The 16,304-nt window shown below is 59.6% G+C and carries 9 protein-coding genes; 4 read left to right on the top strand and 5 right to left on the bottom strand.

Features of this window, described 5'->3' with window-relative positions; all coding sequences use genetic code 11:
• Window positions 1-99: 99 nt before the first annotated feature.
• Complete coding sequence (locus ACM6IK_RS21330) at window positions 100-3,948, bottom strand: EAL domain-containing protein (protein ID WP_414875884.1); 3,849 nt, start codon at window positions 3,946-3,948, stop codon at window positions 100-102.
• A 276-nt stretch (window positions 3,949-4,224) separates the two neighbouring features.
• On the opposite strand from ACM6IK_RS21330, the gene ettA reads away from it, so the two are divergent.
• Window positions 4,225-5,889: an energy-dependent translational throttle protein EttA gene (gene ettA / locus ACM6IK_RS21325; protein WP_414875883.1), complete on the top strand. Its 1,665-nt coding sequence runs from the start codon at window positions 4,225-4,227 to the stop codon at window positions 5,887-5,889.
• Between the two features lie 372 nt (window positions 5,890-6,261).
• Window positions 6,262-7,599 (top strand): NADP-specific glutamate dehydrogenase, encoded by a 1,338-nt coding sequence (gdhA, locus tag ACM6IK_RS21320; protein WP_414875882.1) that lies wholly within the window; start codon window positions 6,262-6,264, stop codon window positions 7,597-7,599.
• Here the strand turns inward: gdhA and ACM6IK_RS21315 are convergent.
• From ACM6IK_RS21315 to ACM6IK_RS21305, 3 genes are all read right to left on the bottom strand, one after another.
• Window positions 7,596-8,090 carry a GreA/GreB family elongation factor gene (locus ACM6IK_RS21315; protein WP_414875881.1) on the bottom strand — a complete coding sequence of 165 codons (495 nt, stop codon included), beginning with the start codon at window positions 8,088-8,090 and terminating at the stop codon, window positions 7,596-7,598. The two genes, gdhA and ACM6IK_RS21315, sit on opposite strands and share 4 nt — an antisense overlap.
• Window positions 8,091-8,507: 417 nt before the next feature.
• Window positions 8,508-10,361, bottom strand: coding sequence for a DUF4105 domain-containing protein (locus tag ACM6IK_RS21310; protein WP_414875880.1), 1,854 nt, complete (start codon window positions 10,359-10,361; stop codon window positions 8,508-8,510).
• Between the two features lie 227 nt (window positions 10,362-10,588).
• The gene (locus ACM6IK_RS21305) at window positions 10,589-11,077 is read right to left on the bottom strand and encodes a DUF3015 domain-containing protein (RefSeq protein ID WP_414875879.1); all 489 of its coding nucleotides are present in this window, start codon (window positions 11,075-11,077) and stop codon (window positions 10,589-10,591) included.
• Between the two features lie 254 nt (window positions 11,078-11,331).
• Between ACM6IK_RS21305 and ACM6IK_RS21300 the strand changes: the two genes are divergently transcribed.
• Window positions 11,332-13,770 carry a Lon protease family protein gene (locus ACM6IK_RS21300; RefSeq protein ID WP_414875878.1) on the top strand — a complete coding sequence of 813 codons (2,439 nt, stop codon included), beginning with the start codon at window positions 11,332-11,334 and terminating at the stop codon, window positions 13,768-13,770.
• 319 nt (window positions 13,771-14,089) lie between these two features.
• A complete protein-coding gene (locus ACM6IK_RS21295; protein WP_108216416.1) occupies window positions 14,090-14,431 on the top strand; it encodes a hypothetical protein in 342 nt (113 codons plus the stop codon).
• Window positions 14,432-14,437: 6 nt separating this feature from the next.
• On the opposite strand, the gene ACM6IK_RS21290 is transcribed toward ACM6IK_RS21295, so the two are convergent.
• Window positions 14,438-16,267, bottom strand: a complete 1,830-nt coding sequence (locus ACM6IK_RS21290; RefSeq protein ID WP_414875877.1) for a hypothetical protein — start codon at window positions 16,265-16,267, stop codon at window positions 14,438-14,440.
• Window positions 16,268-16,304: the final 37 nt, after the last annotated feature.

The following is a 16,304-nucleotide window of genomic DNA, read 5'->3' as shown; positions in this document are numbered from 1 at the left end:
CCACAAGGGATCTTTGGTGTACACAAAAATGTTGAACACCGGATATCTACTGTGGGAGCGAGCCTGCTCGCGAAGGCGTCATTCGCTGTACCGAAAATCTCAATCGAACATGAAGAGCGCATCATTGCTGAACTGCGCTTCAAACCGGCTCGCCGGCATCGGCCGTCCGAACAGATAACCCTGCACCTCGTCGCAACCGTGCTCCCTCAGGAAATCCAGCTGCTCATGGGTTTCCACACCTTCTGCGATCACCGCCAGGTTCAGGCTGTGGGCCATGGCAATGATCGCCCGGGCGATCTGCGCGTCCTGCTCACCCGACGGCAAGCCGTCGACGAAGGTGCGGTCGATCTTCAGTACGTCGATCGGGAACTGCTTGAGGTAGTTGAGCGATGAGTAACCGGTGCCAAAGTCATCCACCGCGATGCTCAGCCCAAGGTTTTTCAGCCCGGCGAGAATCTGCATCGCCTCGCTGACTTCGCGCATCAGGATACTTTCGGTCAGTTCCAGCTCCAGGCACGCCGGTGGCAGGCCGGTTTCCTTGAGGATGGTGGCGATTCGCGTGCCGAGCTGGCCATCGGAGAACTGCCGTGCCGAGATGTTCACCGACACCTTCGGCACTCGTACCCTGGCCTGATGCCAGGCATTGAGTTGGCGGCAGGCTTCGCTGATCACCCAGTCGCCGACATCCACCACCAGCCCGAGCTCTTCGAGCACCGGAATGAAATCCCCCGGCGGCACCAGCCCGCGGCGTGGATGGCGCCAGCGCAGTAGCGCCTCGGCTCCGGTCAGGCGCTTGCCGTCACCGCTGAATTGCGGCTGGTAATACAGCACGAATTCGTTCTGTTCCAGGGCATGGCGCAAGTCGCTTTCCAGTTCCAGTCGCTCCAGGGCGCTGGCATTCATGTCCGCCTGATAGAACTGGAAGTTGTTCTTGCCGCGCTCCTTGGCGTGGTACATCGCCGTGTCGGCATTCTTCATCAGCTGGCTGAGTTCGTTGCCATCCTGCGGGCTCAGGGCGATGCCGATACTGGCAGTGACGAAGAATTCGCGGCCTTCGAGCACGAACGGTTTCACCAGGCTGGCGAGAATCTGCTCGGCCACATGAATCGCCCGGTTCAGGGCGATTTCACGGTTGGCCCGCGGTTGCAGGAGCAAGGTGAATTCGTCACCGCCCATACGCGCCACGGTGTCGTCATCGTCGACGCAACCGAGCAGGCGCGTAGCCATTTCCTTGAGCATGCGGTCGCCGGCGGCATGGCCCAGGGAGTCGTTGATCGGCTTGAAACGGTCGAGATCGAGGAACATCAGCACCACCCACGAGTTCTGCCGTTCGGCCGCTTGCAACGCGGTGTGCAGGCGATCCTGGAACAGCGATCGGTTGGGCAGGTGGGTCAGGGCGTCGTAGTAGGCAAGGCGGTGAATCCGCTGTTCGCTGGCCTTGCGCTCGCTGATGTCGCTGAAGAAACACACATAACTGGCCAGGTCGCCTTCGTCGTCAAGTACGGCGGTAATCCCGACCCAGGCCGGGTAGTGCTCGCCGTTGCGACGCTTGAGCCAGACTTCGCCTTCCCAGGTGCTGTGCTGGCCCAATTGCTTGAGCACGTAACGCAGATGGGATTCCTGTTGCTCGTCGACGGTCAGCATGTTCGGCAACTGGTCGAGGACCTGCTCCACGGCATAGCCGCTGACACGGCTGAAGGCCTCGTTCGCCTGGACGATGTAGCCGGCCGGGTCGGTGATCAGGATCGCCGAGGTCGAGTGTTCGAATACCGTGGCGGCCATGCGCAAGTCTTTTTCGGCCCGGCGTTGCTGGCTGATGTCGCGGCCGACGCCGAGCACGCCTTCGAACGTACCGTGTTCGTCCCAGACCAATACCAGGCGCAGTTCGATCGGGATCTTGCGCCCGTCGGCCCGCAGGCAATCGAACAGGAACAGTTGGGTTTGCACCTGGCTGCGCAGCAGCGCCAATTTGTCCGGCTGATCCAGCGCTTTGCTGACCCGGTCCATCAGGTGATAGATGCCGGTCAGTTGTTGCGGGTTGGCGATGGTCGATTGCCAGCCGTTCTGGAAAATCCACTCGGCGTCGTAACCCAGCACCGCTTGCACCGAAGGGCTGACGTAATTGAGGTTGAGGCGGCTGTCGGTGGAGAAGATCACGTCGCTGATGCTTTCGGCGAGCATCCGGTAGCGCTGTTCGCTGTCGCGCAGGGATTCACTGGCTTCAAGCTGGTCGGTGATGTCCTTGGCCACGCCGATGATCCGCGTGACCTGATCGTCCTTGTCCCGCGCCAGTGCCTGCTCGCGAATCTCGAAGCGTCGCCACTGGCCGTCCCGATGGCGGAAGCGTAACTGGCACTGCATCAATTGGCGATAACCGGCCTGGCGCTGGACCTGGCGAGAGCGATGGTAATAGTCGGCGTCTTCGGGGTGCAGGAGGATTTCCCAGAAGTATTCGCCCATCTGGTGCAGTTCGGTGCGGTTGTAACCCAGTGTCTGGCCCAGATGATGGTTGCTGTAGATCATGCGCTGGCTGAAAACATGCTGCACATACAGGTGATCCGGTACGGTGCGCACCACGTCCGACCAAAACCCTTCGCGCTCCTGCAGTGACAACTCGATGAGCTTGCGGCTGGTGATGTCGGTGATGCTCAGGATCACCGCGTTATAGTCGTCCTGGGTTTGCGGCAGGCGCAGCACCAGCCATAGATGCTGGTCACGACCGCTGGCATCCTGCAGTTTGATTTCCAGCTCAAGCAGTTGCTGCTGGTTGAGCATCGCGTCGAGCACCTGGTTGCCGATGGCGGTGCCGTGCTGCGGATGGCCGTCGATCAGCAGTTTCCAGGCTTTGTCGGCGCTATCGACATTAAGCAGTTGCAGCGCGACCTGGTTGACCTCGGTGATCCGCAGTTCCTTGAGCAGTTGCCGGCGTTGTTCCGGGATCGCCAGCCACGCTTGCAGTTGCTCGCGGCCCTGCAGTTGTGCCTTGTCGAAAAAGACCTTGAGCCCGGACATGTCGAGGACACACAAGGCCACGCCGGTGCCTTCGAAAATGTCCTGATAACGCCGGCGGCCTTCGCTCAATTGGCGCTGACGCCGGCGCATGTTCAGCAAGGCGATGAACGGCAACATGGAAAACGCCAAGCCCAGCAGGCATTTGCCGATGAACGCCGGCAGCAGCTCTTCCAGTGCGCGCTGACGGTCGAACAAGCCGCGCAGTTGCCAATCGCTGCTGCTCAGCGGCACCGTCAGCACGCTGTCGGTGACATCGTCCTCGGTCAGCGTGCCCGGATTGACCGAGGGCAGCGCATCGTCGCGGCTGATGATCTGATGATTGATGCGGTTCTCCACCAGCCACAATGGGCGGCTGCCGGCCTCGCTTTGCTTGGTCAAGGACGAAAAGAAGATGGTGGGCAGGCGCAAGACCCAATAGCCTCGGGAACTGCCGCTGGCCTGATGCAACAATAAATGCACCACGGAGCCGTCGGTGGCGTTGCTGAAGTAGTGTGCCTGGGCGTGGCTGCGGCGTACCAGTTCACCCAGGTAGTCGCCGTCATCGCTGTCGGGAGCGCTGTCACTGATAACTCTTCCCGAGGGGCTGAGCAATGCCAGGCTGCGCAGATCAGGCAGCGACTGTTGCAGCTTGCGCAGCAGCGCCTGCAGTTCATCCGCGTCCTGCGGTTGCTCGACGATCGGCAGCAGGTTGAGGGCGATCTGCGCGTTGAGCGCCATGTTCAGGCTGACCTGAGCGGCCAGATCGGCGGTGTAATCGATGGTGTATTGACGCTGGTTTTTCTGGGTTTCGCGCAACTGATCGAGCAATTGCCAGAACAACAGGGCCAGCAGCAATAGTGCAAGTGTCGCCAAGGTGCCCTTCAAGGTCCCGCGCAGGGGGGAGCCGGGCGCTGTGGCCGGCTCACTGGAAGTCAGACGCGGAGGGTCATTGGACAAGCTGTAATCCTGCGGTTTGGCTGGACTGGCGCGACGTGCACTATAAGCCGGACGCCCGAAGGGCGGCTAGCATGCCTTGAGTTGTGGCGAAGTGCCAGCCCCTGCCCGTCGGCTGGACTGCCATCTGTCATTAAGGTAGCTTTGCCGGTTACGCGGGAGCGTTCCAGCTCCTAGACTCAGACTTTTTCAGCGTCGCCTCTTACGGACGACGCGCACGGTCTGGCCGGGCATTGCCTGCGCTCCAATCATTCATCAGTCACTGACCCTAGGTTCTCCATGGCTCAATACGTATTCACCATGCATCGGCTGGGCAAAGTTGTTCCGCCGAAGCGGGAAATCCTGAAAAACATTTCTCTGTCCTTCTTCCCCGGCGCCAAGATCGGCGTGCTCGGTCTCAACGGTTCGGGTAAGTCCACGCTGCTGAAAATCATGGCCGGCGTCGACACTGAGTTCGAGGGCGAAGCCCGTCCGATGCCGGAGCTGAACATCGGTTATCTGCCGCAAGAGCCGATCCTGGACCCGACCAAAACCGTACGTGAAGTGGTCGAGGAAGCGGTCAGTGTGATCAAGAATGCCCAGGCGCGCCTGGACGAGGTCTACGCAGCTTACGCTGAAGAAGACGCCGACTTCGACAAACTGGCTGCCGAACAGGCCAAGCTCGAAGCGATCCTGCAAGCCAGCGACGGTCATAACCTCGATCGTCAACTGGAAGTCGCCGCCGACGCGCTGCGTTTGCCGGCCTGGGACGCCAAGGTCGAATTTCTCTCCGGGGGTGAAAAGCGTCGTGTAGCCCTGTGTCGCCTGCTGCTGTCCGCCCCGGACATGCTGCTGCTCGACGAACCGACCAACCACCTGGACGCCGATTCCGTCGCCTGGCTCGAGCACTTCCTGCACGACTTCCCGGGCACGGTGGTCGCGATCACGCACGACCGTTACTTCCTGGACAACGTTGCCGGCTGGATTCTGGAACTGGACCGCGGCGCGGGCATTCCTTACGAGGGCAACTATTCGGGTTGGCTGGAAGCCAAGTCCGATCGTCTGGCTGCAGAATCCAAGCAGCAGTCGGCCCACGAAAAAGCCATGAAGGAGGAACTGGAGTGGGTGCGCAAAGGCGCCAAGGCCCGCCAGTCGAAATCCAAGGCACGTCTGCAACGCTTTGAAGAAATGCAATCCCAGGAATTCCAGAAACGCAGCGAAACCAACGAGATCTACATCCCGGCCGGTCCGCGCCTGGGCGACAAGGTCATCGAATTCAAGAATGTCACCAAGGGCTACGGCGATCGCGTGCTGATCGACAACCTGTCGTTCTCCATGCCTAAAGGCGCCATCGTCGGCGTGATCGGCGGTAACGGTGCCGGTAAGTCGACCCTGTTCCGCATGTTGATGGGCAAGGAAACGCCGGATTCGGGCAGCATCGAAGTCGGTGAAACCGTGCAGCTTGCTTGTGTGGATCAGAGTCGCGAGGATCTGGACGGCAGCAAGACCGTGTTCCAGCAGATCTCCGATGGTTCCGACCAGATCCGCATCGGCAACTACGAGATCCCGTCGCGTACCTACGTCGGTCGCTTCAACTTCAAGGGCGGCGACCAGCAGAAGTTCGTCAAGGACCTGTCCGGTGGTGAGCGCGGTCGCTTGCACCTGGCCCTGACCCTGAAAGAGGGCGGCAACGTCCTGCTGCTCGACGAACCGTCCAACGACCTTGACGTCGAAACCCTGCGTTCCCTGGAAGAAGCCCTGCTGGACTTCCCGGGCGCCGCCATTGTGATCTCTCACGATCGGTGGTTCCTTGACCGCGTCGCGACGCACATCCTGGCGTACGAAGACGACTCGCAAGCGGTGTTCTTCGAAGGCAACTACAGCGAATACGAAGCCGATCGTAAAAAGCGTCTCGGCGAAGCAGCTGCCCAGCCGCATCGTGTACGGCACAAGAAACTGGCCTGATTTCGGGTGGGTTGCATAAGAGAGCGGAGCCTTCGGGCTCCGTTTTTTTGCGCGTTTTTTCAGTGGCGCCGTGGTGATTTCATCGCGAGCAGGCTCGCTCCCACAGGGATTTGTGGAGGCCACAAATCCCGATTCAGCACAGATCCCTTGTGGGAGCGAGCCTGCTCGCGATAGCGGTATTCCTGATGGTGCAGGATTTGAATTGTGAATCCCCATTCAGGTGCAAAAATACTCAAAAAATCAGATTAATTTATATCATGTGCACCATTTAATTTCATAAATGCGACATTTTGCTCTGTTCTTGTGCGCAAGTCGTTTGTTACAGTCCGGCTCAATCTTCTCCAACGACAATCAATTTGCCGAGACTTTTCCATGATCGAATCCGTCGAATCCTTCCTTGCTCGCCTGAAAAATCGTGATCCGGACCAGCCTGAGTTCCATCAGGCGGTGGAAGAAGTACTGCGCAGTCTGTGGCCGTTTCTCGAGGCCAATCCGCATTACCTGACCTCGGGCATTCTGGAGCGCATCTGCGAACCGGAGCGGGCGCTGGTGTTTCGCGTGTCGTGGGTCGACGATCAGGGCAAGGTCCAGGTCAATCGCGGGTTCCGCATCCAGATGAACAGCGCGATCGGCCCGTACAAGGGCGGTCTGCGTTTCCACCCGTCGGTGAACATGGGCGTCCTGAAATTCCTCGCCTTCGAACAGACCTTCAAAAACTCCCTGACTTCGCTGCCCATGGGCGGCGGCAAGGGTGGCTCGGACTTCGACCCCAAAGGCAAAAGCGATGCGGAAGTCATGCGTTTCTGCCAGGCCTTCATGAGCGAGTTGTACCGCCACATCGGCGCCGACGTCGACGTACCGGCCGGTGATATCGGTGTGGGCGCGCGGGAAATCGGTTTCCTGTTCGGCCAATACAAGCGCCTGAGCAACCAGTTCACCAGTGTGCTGACCGGCAAAGGCCCAAGTTACGGCGGCAGCCTGATTCGCCCGGAAGCCACCGGTTTCGGCTGTGTGTATTTCGCCGAAGAAATGCTCAAGCGTCGCGGTCTGGCAGTCGAGGGCAAGCGCGTGGCGATTTCCGGCTCCGGCAACGTCGCGCAATACGCGGCGCGCAAGGTCATGGACCTGGGTGGCAAAGTGATATCGCTGTCCGACTCCGAAGGCACGTTGTATTGCGAAAGCGGTTTGACCGAAGAGCAATGGCTGGCCGTACTGGAGCTGAAAAACGTACAACGCGGGCGCATCCGTGAACTGGCCGGCCGTTTTGGCCTGGAGTTCCGCACCGGTCAGCTGCCATGGAGCCTGAGCTGCGATATCGCGTTGCCGTGCGCGACGCAAAACGAACTGGATGTCGAAGCCGCCCGCACCTTGCTGCGCAACGGCTGCATCTGTGTGGCCGAAGGCGCGAACATGCCGACTACGCTCGAAGCGGTAGATTTGTTCATCGAGGCCGACATTCTGTTCGCGCCGGGCAAGGCGTCCAACGCCGGCGGCGTGGCGGTGAGCGGGCTGGAAATGTCGCAGAACGCCATGCGTCTGGCGTGGACCGGTGGCGAAGTGGACAGCAAACTGCACACGATCATGCAGTCGATTCACCACGCTTGCGTGCATTACGGCGAAGAGGACGGTCGGGTCAATTACGTCAAGGGTGCGAACATCGCCGGCTTCGTGAAGGTCGCCGATGCGATGCTGGCCCAAGGCGTCGTCTAAGCCGGTTCGATGCGAATCACTTCAATCATTTGATCCCCGGCGGGGCGCTGCCACAGTACTTCGTCGTTGAGTTGTGCACCGAGCAGCGCCCGGCCCAGCGGTGAGCCCCAATTGATCAGGCCGTGGGCGGCATCGGCCTGATCTTCGCCCACCAGTTGTACCCGGCGCTCGGTGGCGTGTTCATCGGCGTAGGTCACCCAACTGCCGATTTGCACCTTCTGTGTCGAGGTCGCGGCGGGTACCACCTGAGCGCTGCCCAGGCGCTGTTTGAAATAACGCAGATCACGCTCGAGATCGGCCAGGCGCTGTTTGTCCGCTTGCTCACCTTTTGCCGATTGCTCGGCATGCAGCGTTTGCAGTTCGGCGACTTTGCCCTGCAACAGCTTCAGGCCTTGCGGCGTGACGTAATTGGGCTGCGCGCTGACTTGCCGTTCGACGGGCTGATCGGCTTGCGCGGTGGCGTTATCTTCATTGACGAAGGCACGGCTCATGGAATTCTCCCGGTATAGGGTTTGGGTCATGGTCGCAGGCATTTAGTTTCAGCAAATGTCTGAAAGCGACTTACGGCGAGTGATAGGCCCGTGCGGCATCCTGTTTTTTCTGTCGCTGCCAGGTTTTACACCCAGCCTTCCCGCATACCGCCACTTCTCACTCTTCCAAGCCGAAATGAGACCCATAGAGAAAGTCTAGAAGTGGATTCGTCGGGTGGTTGTGAAAGATGTGCAGGCATTTCGTCGAGCACCACACAGCCCCTGTGGGAGTTGTGGCGAGGGGGCTTGCGCCCGTTTGAGTGCGCAGCACTCACAAGATCTTCGATACATCGGAAATTTTGGGGCTGCTGCGCAGCCCAACGGGGGCAAGCCCCCTCGCCACAGCTCGCTCCCACAGGGAATGGCGGTGCGCTCGGGTCAGTAGTGATACCACTTCAGCTCAAGCATCACTTCGTTCTCGGCCGTCGCCAAATGACTGAACTCACGCTGAGCGCTCAAGCGCAGACCGAGATTGCGGGATATTTCCCACTGCTGGTTCAGGCTCAAGCTACGGCGCACTTCACCATTGGTGAAATAGTCGCCTTTGGCTTCGAGGCTCAAATTGCCCAGCGGGTTTTTCCACAGCACACCACTGTTGAAGCCGGCGGCCGGGGCAATGAACGCGGCGAAGTCGTTGTTGTGCTCGATACGCACGGTGCCCAGGGCAAAGCCGAGCAGGTCATCGCCCAGTTGCCAGGTGCCACCGCCACCGCCGTTGACGTGGCTGACCAGGGTCTGGTCATCATGCTTGCCCGGCACCCGCTCCAGACCACCGGTGACTTGCCATGACAGCGGTTGCAGCAACTCGTTACGCGGGGTCAGGGAACGAATGGTCGCCAGGTCCAGTTGCTGCACTTGCCAGTCATTGCCTTCGTACTGGCGCAGTTTCAGTTGCAGGATTTCGATCTGCGCGCCAAGGGGGAAGCTTTCGTTGTTGTCATTGAGGTCGTGATAAGCCATGCGCAAGCCGTACTCGCCAAAGGGTTTATCGCCACGAGTGCCGAGGCCGAGTTGCCAGGTCCGGGACTCGTGACCGTCTTCAGGCAGGCCCGGTTGCGGGATATCCAGCTCCGGTGCCGGGTTCTGGTTGATCGCCCGCAGCAATTCGAAGCTGCGCTGGGCGCGCGCCGGGTCGCGCTCCTGGCCATTGGCGCGGTAACGCTCCAGACGATAGGCCGCATCGATGATCAGCGCCTGGCGATCGCGGGGTTGAGCCTTGAAGGTCGGATCTTGCAATTGTTTCTGATCGGCGCTGACTTTCAGCACCCATTGCTGCTCTTCGGGGTTCAACGGTTCGGCGCGACTGAGCAACTCGCGTTCCCGGGAAGGACGATACTGGATGGATTCCACCAGCCCGGCATTTTTCACGGCTTTGACGGTGTCGGTGGGGATGGCGGTGAGCGGGAATTGCTCGGTCAGGCGCAAGCTCGGGCGGGCCACTTGCAGCAGCTCCAGCAAACGGTATGAGCAGTTTTCGTCGAAGAAGAAATAGTCGAACTTGATCTGCTTCAGCTCCCAGACGTGCTCGACCATGCGCGCGGTTTCCTGTTGGGTCAGGTTCAGCCGGTATTCCCACAGGTCGCGGTTTTCCAGGCTGCGGTATTCCGAGAGCTTTTCCTGATAGGGCACCAGCGCGAACAAGCCGGGATAGCCGCCCATCAGGCCTTTCCAGGCATAGAGGATGCTGTTGTCCGAGCCCTCGATGTAGGCGCCGAAGTTGATCGCGTAACTGAGCAGCGAAGTCTTGTCGCTCTTCACTTCGGCCTGGTCGATGCGCAGCAGGGTGTGGCCAAACATCGAGGATGGACTGTTCAGGTACGCCGCCGGGAAGATCATCACCGTGCTGTCGGGCGAGACGTCCTTGAACCATTGCTTGAATTCGGCGCAATCCGGTGTCGGCAGGCCGGTCAGGCCGAGCTGTTCTTTGAGCCAGCGGGTGCGGGCCGGGTAGACGCATTGTGCGTGCTGTTCTCCGGTACTGGCCGGGGCGTACAAGGCTTGTACAGTCGCTGCCAGTTCATGGTCCGGGTGTTCATTGCCACCGGCGGCGAGGAAGAATTTCGGGTCGCTGACATAGCTGCGCCAGCCACCGAGCTTGGCGGTTTCGTAATGGCCCAGGGATATCCAGAAAGGGTCGTTGGCCAGTTGCTGCAAACGATGTGGGTCGATCTGAGGCGCGGCGGACAGCGGGGCGCAGGCACACAGCGCCAGCCAGGCAAAGCGTTTGAGCATAGATGGCAACTTAAGTCGAAAAAAATAACCCCTGTGGGTGCCATTTACCTGTAGGAGCTGGCTTGCCAGCGATGGCTTCAAAGGCGCTGTGTTTATCCAGTAAACACGCGTGATCGTTAACGACCATCGCTGGCAAGCCAGCTCCTACAGTCAAGCGGTATTACCCAAAAAGAGGCAGGTCCAAAAAACAAAACCCGCTTCCCGAAAGAAGCGGGGGCGAGTGGAGCTTATGCCTGGGTCGCGTACTTGGCCAGACGAGGGTCGGCTTTGAGCACGGCCAGGGTGTTGGTATGCACGTCTTCGGCAGTCACGTCAGACTTGCTGAAGATCTGCTGGAAGTGCTCGTGAGTGACGGCGGCGAAGTGCGCACGGTCTTCCGGTGCTACGCCCAGTACCACGGCATAGGTGGTCAGCGCTTCGCCCTGTCCTTTGGCCATGTCTTCGGACAGCTCGTTCATCATGCCATTCATGGCAAACCAGGATTTGCCGCCATAGGTCAGTGACGCATTGGTCGCGCAACCGTTGGTGCCGGAGGTCATGCCGAAGGTCGCGTTACCGGAAGTGCCGTTGGTGGTGGATGCCAGGAAGTGAGCCGGAGTACCACGCTGACCTTCGAACAGCATGTTGCCCCAACCGCAATCCGGGCCGCCTGGGGCCTGAGCCATGGCGTTGATGGATACAGCGGTGAAGAGAGTACCAAGAAGAATCCGTTTCATAGCTTTGTTCTCTTTATGTGCATACCAATGGACAAGTGGGCCGGTCATTAGTCCAGCCGCGCAGTCTGGAGTTTAGGCACGATCACGGGGTTCCGTGACTTTTTGCAAAACGCTCAAGGGAAACGGTGGCGCAAGCCCGGCCTGCCTGGGGTTGGCGGATTGACGATGCTCAAGCCTGCGGCGCTCCTTGCCAGTCGGGTATGGGCGGCGCCAGAATGCTGCCATCTGCCCCGCCTGATTGTTAAGGAAGCCCGATGCCTGATCCTGTTGCTGCCAGCTTGCGTCTAGCGCCCGAAGCGCTGACCCGTCCGTTTTCCGCTGAACAGTTCAGCTTCTCTACCACCAATGATCTGGAGCCCTTTCGCGGTGTGCTTGGCCAGGAACGTGCGGTCGAAGCCTTGCAGTTCGGTGTGGCCATGCCACGCCCCGGTTACAACGTATTCGTCATGGGCGAACCCGGCACTGGCCGGTTCTCGTTCGTCAAACGCTATCTCAAGGCCGAAGGCAAGCGCCTGCAGACCCCAGCGGACTGGGTCTACGTCAACAATTTCGATGAGCCGCGCGAGCCGCGCGCACTGGAGCTGCCGTCGGGCAGCGCCGGTGCCTTCATCGGTGACATCAACGGCTTGATCGACAACCTGCTGGCGACGTTTCCGGCAGTCTTCGAGCATCCGTCCTACCAGCAGAAAAAAAGCAGCATCGACCGCGCCTTCAACCAGCGCTATGACAAGGCCCTGGACGTCATCGAGCGTCTGGCGCTGGAAAAGGACGTCGCGCTCTACCGCGACGCCAGCAACATTGCATTTACCCCGATGGGCGACGGCAAGGCATTGGACGAAGCTGAATTCGCCCAGTTGCCGGAAGCCGAGCGCGAGCGCTTCCACGAGGATATTTCGGTACTGGAGGAGCGCCTGAACGAAGAGCTCGCCAGCCTGCCGCAATGGAAGCGCGAGTCGAGTAATCAACTGCGTCACCTCAACGAAGAAACCATCACCCTGGCCTTGCAGCCGTTGTTGTCGCCGTTGTCGGAGAAGTACGCCGAGAACGCCGCGGTGTGCGGTTATCTGCAAGCGATGCAGGTGTATTTGCTCAAGACTGTGGTCGAGCAGTTGGTGGACGACAGCAAAATCGATGCCGTCGCCCGCAAGTTGCTGGAGGAGCAATACGCGCCGAGCCTGGTGGTCGGTCATTCGGCCAGCGGCGGTGCGCCGGTGGTTTTCGAGCCGCACCCGACTTACGAAAACCTCTTCGGTCGCATTGAATACAGCACCGATCAGGGCGCGCTGTACACCACCTACCGCCAACTGCGGCCGGGTGCCTTGCACCGGGCCAATGGCGGTTTCCTGATCCTTGAAGCGGACAAGATGCTCAGCGAGCCATTCGTGTGGGATGCGCTCAAACGCGCCCTGCAATCGCGCAAGCTGAAAATGGAGTCACCGCTGGGTGAACTGGGCCGTCTGGCCACCGTGACCCTGACACCGCAACACATTCCGTTGCAGGTCAAAGTCGTCATCATCGGTGCCCGTCAGCTGTATTACACGCTGCAAGACCTCGATCCGGACTTCCAGGAGATGTTCCGCGTCCTGGTGGATTTCGACGAAGACATCCCGATGGTCGACGAGAGCCTGGAGCAGTTCGCCCAGTTACTCAAAACCCGTACTTCCGAAGAAGGCATGGCGCCGCTGACCGCCGATGCGGTGGCGCGCCTGGCAACCTACAGTGCGCGTCTGGCCGAGCACCAGGGGCGCTTGTCGGCGCGTATCGGTGACTTGTTCCAACTGGTCAGCGAGGCAGACTTCATCCGCCATCTGGCCGGCGATGAAATGACTGACGCCGGACACATTGAACGGGCACTCAAAGCCAAGGCCACGCGGACCGGGCGGGTTTCGGCGCGGATTCTCGACGACATGCTGGCCGGGATCATCCTGATCGACACCGCGGGCGCGGCGGTCGGCAAGTGCAATGGCCTGACCGTGCTGGAAGTCGGCGATTCGGCCTTTGGTATACCGGCGCGGATTTCCGCCACGGTGTACCCCGGCGGCAGCGGCATTGTCGACATCGAGCGCGAGGTCAACCTCGGTCAGCCGATCCACTCCAAAGGCGTGATGATCCTTACCGGTTATCTGGGCAGTCGTTACGCTCAGGAGTTTCCGCTGGCGATTTCCGCGAGTATTGCCCTGGAGCAATCCTACGGTTATGTCGATGGCGACAGTGCTTCCCTGGGCGAGGCCTGCACCCTGATCTCGGCCTTGTCGAAAACCCCGCTCAAGCAATGCTTTGCCATCACCGGTTCGATCAACCAGTTCGGCGAAGTGCAGGCGGTCGGCGGAGTCAACGAGAAGATCGAGGGCTTCTTCCGTCTGTGCGAGGCCCGCGGGTTGACCGGCGAGCAGGGGGCAATCATTCCTCACGCCAACGTCGCCACGCTGATGCTCGACGAGAAGGTGCTGGCGGCGGTACGTGCGGGGCAATTCCATGTCTACGCGGTCCGTCAGGCCGACGAAGCCTTGAGTTTGCTGGTTGGCGAGCCAGCCGGCGAGCCGGACGAGAATGGCGAATTTCCTGAAGGCAGCGTGAACGCGCGGGTCGTTGAGCGTCTGCGGGTTATCGCGGAAATGATCAGTGACGATGATCTGAAAGAGGCCGAGAAGGAGTTGGCGCAAGAAGCTTTGGCGCAAACCAAACCGGCTTGATGCATCGTTATCTGAAACTGTGCAATCCCTTGTGGGAGCGAGCTTGCTCGCGATAGCGATGGAACAGTCAATATTTTGTTGTCTGGACTGACGCTATCGCGAGCAAGCTCGCTCCCACTGTTTTTTGTGGCGAGCGTCGAATAGCGTCGTCGTAATGACGTCAACATTCACACTGTGACCATTCGGCGCCTTTCAGTATCCCACTGCCTGCAAGCCAGACTTTTCTTCTATTCTCAGCTCAGGGATGTCGACAGTAATCACAGGATCGAAACAGCCTTCACATGGGGGCTGAATACCGGATCTACCGAGGGTCGCCGCCATGTCGCGCAACCTCTGCCTCACCCGTCAATGCCTGGGCCTTGAGACCCGTATCGAGTGTGCCATCCGCCCGTTGGCGGGAGATACGGGCATGTGGACCCTGCTGTTCGCCGCCGGAATGGCCGGTGAACAACCTTCGGCCATCAAGGCCCAAGGCCCGTTTCACGGTCCGTTCGTCGCTGAATCAATCCTCGACACCATCGTTGAAAGCCTGACCTTGCACGGCTACGAGTTGGCCGACGATCCGCAAATCTGGTGCCTGCACCTGCAAGCCCAACTGCGGGAAATCAACGGTGGTCGCTGCCGAAACATGGGTGGCTTCGAGTTTCACCCCGAGCACTGATTCGCACTATTGATCAAGGCGCGTCATGTCGGCCTTGTCGAGTTTGACCTCGAAACCATACTGCACGGTGGCGAGGTCAGTGCGCTGATAGGTTTCCAGGCGCGTAGGCTGTCCGTAGAAGTAATGCACGGCAAACTGTGCCGGCCCTTGTGCGCTCGCGCCATGGCTGACCGACAGAATCTCCTTCAAGTAATTGCCGGTGTCGTCCTTGGCGAAAAAACGCCAGTCCTGGGCGGGAAACGCCTTCAAATCAACCACCAGAGCATTGGCTTTAAGCTCGAGGCCTTTGGGCAGTTGGCGGGCATCGACGGTTTTTTGCTCGACGGTGGCCAGGAACAGCGGCATCGAGCCCACCGCATAGGCCGGCGTTTGCGCAAACAGATTCAGATCGTAGGTAATGGTGCCGCGCAGGGGATCGATCTGGTAGGCCTCGGGCGGCAACTCGATTGGCTCGTCGCGTTTGCCACTCGCGTCTTCGGTAAAGAAGCTCACCGGACTTTCACCGGGGTTGAACGATGTGCCGAGCAGTTCATCGTTGAAGCTGCGCAGATGAGTGAATTCGATTCGCGCAGCACTGGGGTCGTCGACCGACTGACTGATGCTGACGTTCTTTTTCAGTTGATCCTCGCTCAGCGTCGCCCCTTTCAGCCAGCCCACCGCCTGGTCGTCATAGACCACCACCGGCAGGTTCAAGGGCTGGATAGTCTTGTTCGTGGTCTCGGCATCGAAGTGCCGGACCGGCAGGTCGAGGCTCTTGCGGGTGACCGTGACGGCGGAAAAATCCAGCATGCTGACTTCGAGGGTTTCAATCGTCCCGTTGAAGTACACCTTCGAATAATGTCGAGCCTGCTGTTTCTCAAAGTTGCGCTGTTCTTCGTCGAGCTGTTTTTCCAGGGCCTCGCTCCAGCTCTTTTGCTGCTGCAGCTTGGCCAGCTGCTGCTGATAGAACGCAATCTGTACCGCGGTTTCGTTGATTGAGCCGGCGCGCGCGATGAATTGCCCGGTGCTGTCCGTGGCCTGGACGATCAGCGGGTTCAGCGGTGTTTCTCTGGCTTCGGGGGCTAGCGGCGCGCTGTTGTTGTATTCGATTTCCGCGTAGTTGTTCGTCAAGGTGAGCAGGGTGACGCTCAGGTTGTCATTGGTGCGGGTCTGGCCTACGTCCTTTTTCGTCAGGTCGAAGCTGTAGAGGCGGCGTGGCGCGATGACCTCGACCTTGCCTTGCAGGCTCACCGGTTGCGGTTGCTGCTTTCTGTCGATGTTGAGGCCTTCGATGAAGGGGTAGGCCACAGTCAGGTCATCGGGGTTGGTCAGGTTGGAACTCGATGGGCTGAGTTGAATGCCGGGGTCGGTTTCCGACCATTCCGGCTGGAATGGGATCACTCGTTTATTGCTCAGTGTGACTGACTGCCATTCCAGGCCATGGGGAAACAGAAACGCGGCAGGAACGCTGAAAGTGAAGGGAAACACCGGTTGCAGATCGGTCAGGTAGTCGGAACTGGAGTCCTTTTGCAGCACGAACAACCCGTTGATGTAGGTGTCGACCAGGGCCTGCGGGGTCGGGTAGTGCTTGAGCATGGCGAGGGCGTCTTCGCCGTATTCGGTTTCCACCGGTTTACTGTCAAGCTTGAGTTGCGCGCGCTCGAGCAGCAGCAGTGAGCCGCCCAGCTCCGACACGGCATCCTTGAGCTTTGGATCCTGGATGGCGTCCAGCGACTTTTCGAATTGCGCGGTTTTTTCTTCGAGGCTGACCTGGCGTTTTTCATCGCTGGGCGAGCAGCCGCTTAGAAGCAGCGCCATGCAAAATCCGGCACTCGTCAAAGGCAATCGCACATCCATTTCCAGTCTTCCTGTCCGATATCACTGAGCGGTCAAT

This window comes from Pseudomonas sp. IT-196MI5, assembly GCF_949767415.1.
GTDB lineage: Bacteria > Pseudomonadota > Gammaproteobacteria > Pseudomonadales > Pseudomonadaceae > Aquipseudomonas.
The sequence above is the reverse complement of the archived record's forward strand: the minus strand, read 5'-3'. Positions and strand labels throughout refer to the sequence as shown.

Excerpts from the sequence above, each read along its gene's own strand:
- ettA (WP_414875883.1), top strand. The coding sequence starts at position 4,225 with ATGGCTCAATACGTATTCACCATGCATCGGCTGGGCAAAGTTGTTCCG.
- gdhA (WP_414875882.1), top strand. The coding sequence starts at position 6,262 with ATGATCGAATCCGTCGAATCCTTCCTTGCTCGCCTGAAAAATCGTGAT.
- ACM6IK_RS21315 (WP_414875881.1), bottom strand. The coding sequence starts at position 8,090 with ATGAGCCGTGCCTTCGTCAATGAAGATAACGCCACCGCGCAAGCCGAT.
- ACM6IK_RS21310 (WP_414875880.1), bottom strand. The coding sequence starts at position 10,361 with ATGCTCAAACGCTTTGCCTGGCTGGCGCTGTGTGCCTGCGCCCCGCTG.
- ACM6IK_RS21305 (WP_414875879.1), bottom strand. The coding sequence starts at position 11,077 with ATGAAACGGATTCTTCTTGGTACTCTCTTCACCGCTGTATCCATCAAC.
- ACM6IK_RS21300 (WP_414875878.1), top strand. The coding sequence starts at position 11,332 with ATGCCTGATCCTGTTGCTGCCAGCTTGCGTCTAGCGCCCGAAGCGCTG.
- ACM6IK_RS21295 (WP_108216416.1), top strand. The coding sequence starts at position 14,090 with ATGTCGCGCAACCTCTGCCTCACCCGTCAATGCCTGGGCCTTGAGACC.
- ACM6IK_RS21290 (WP_414875877.1), bottom strand. The coding sequence starts at position 16,267 with ATGGATGTGCGATTGCCTTTGACGAGTGCCGGATTTTGCATGGCGCTG.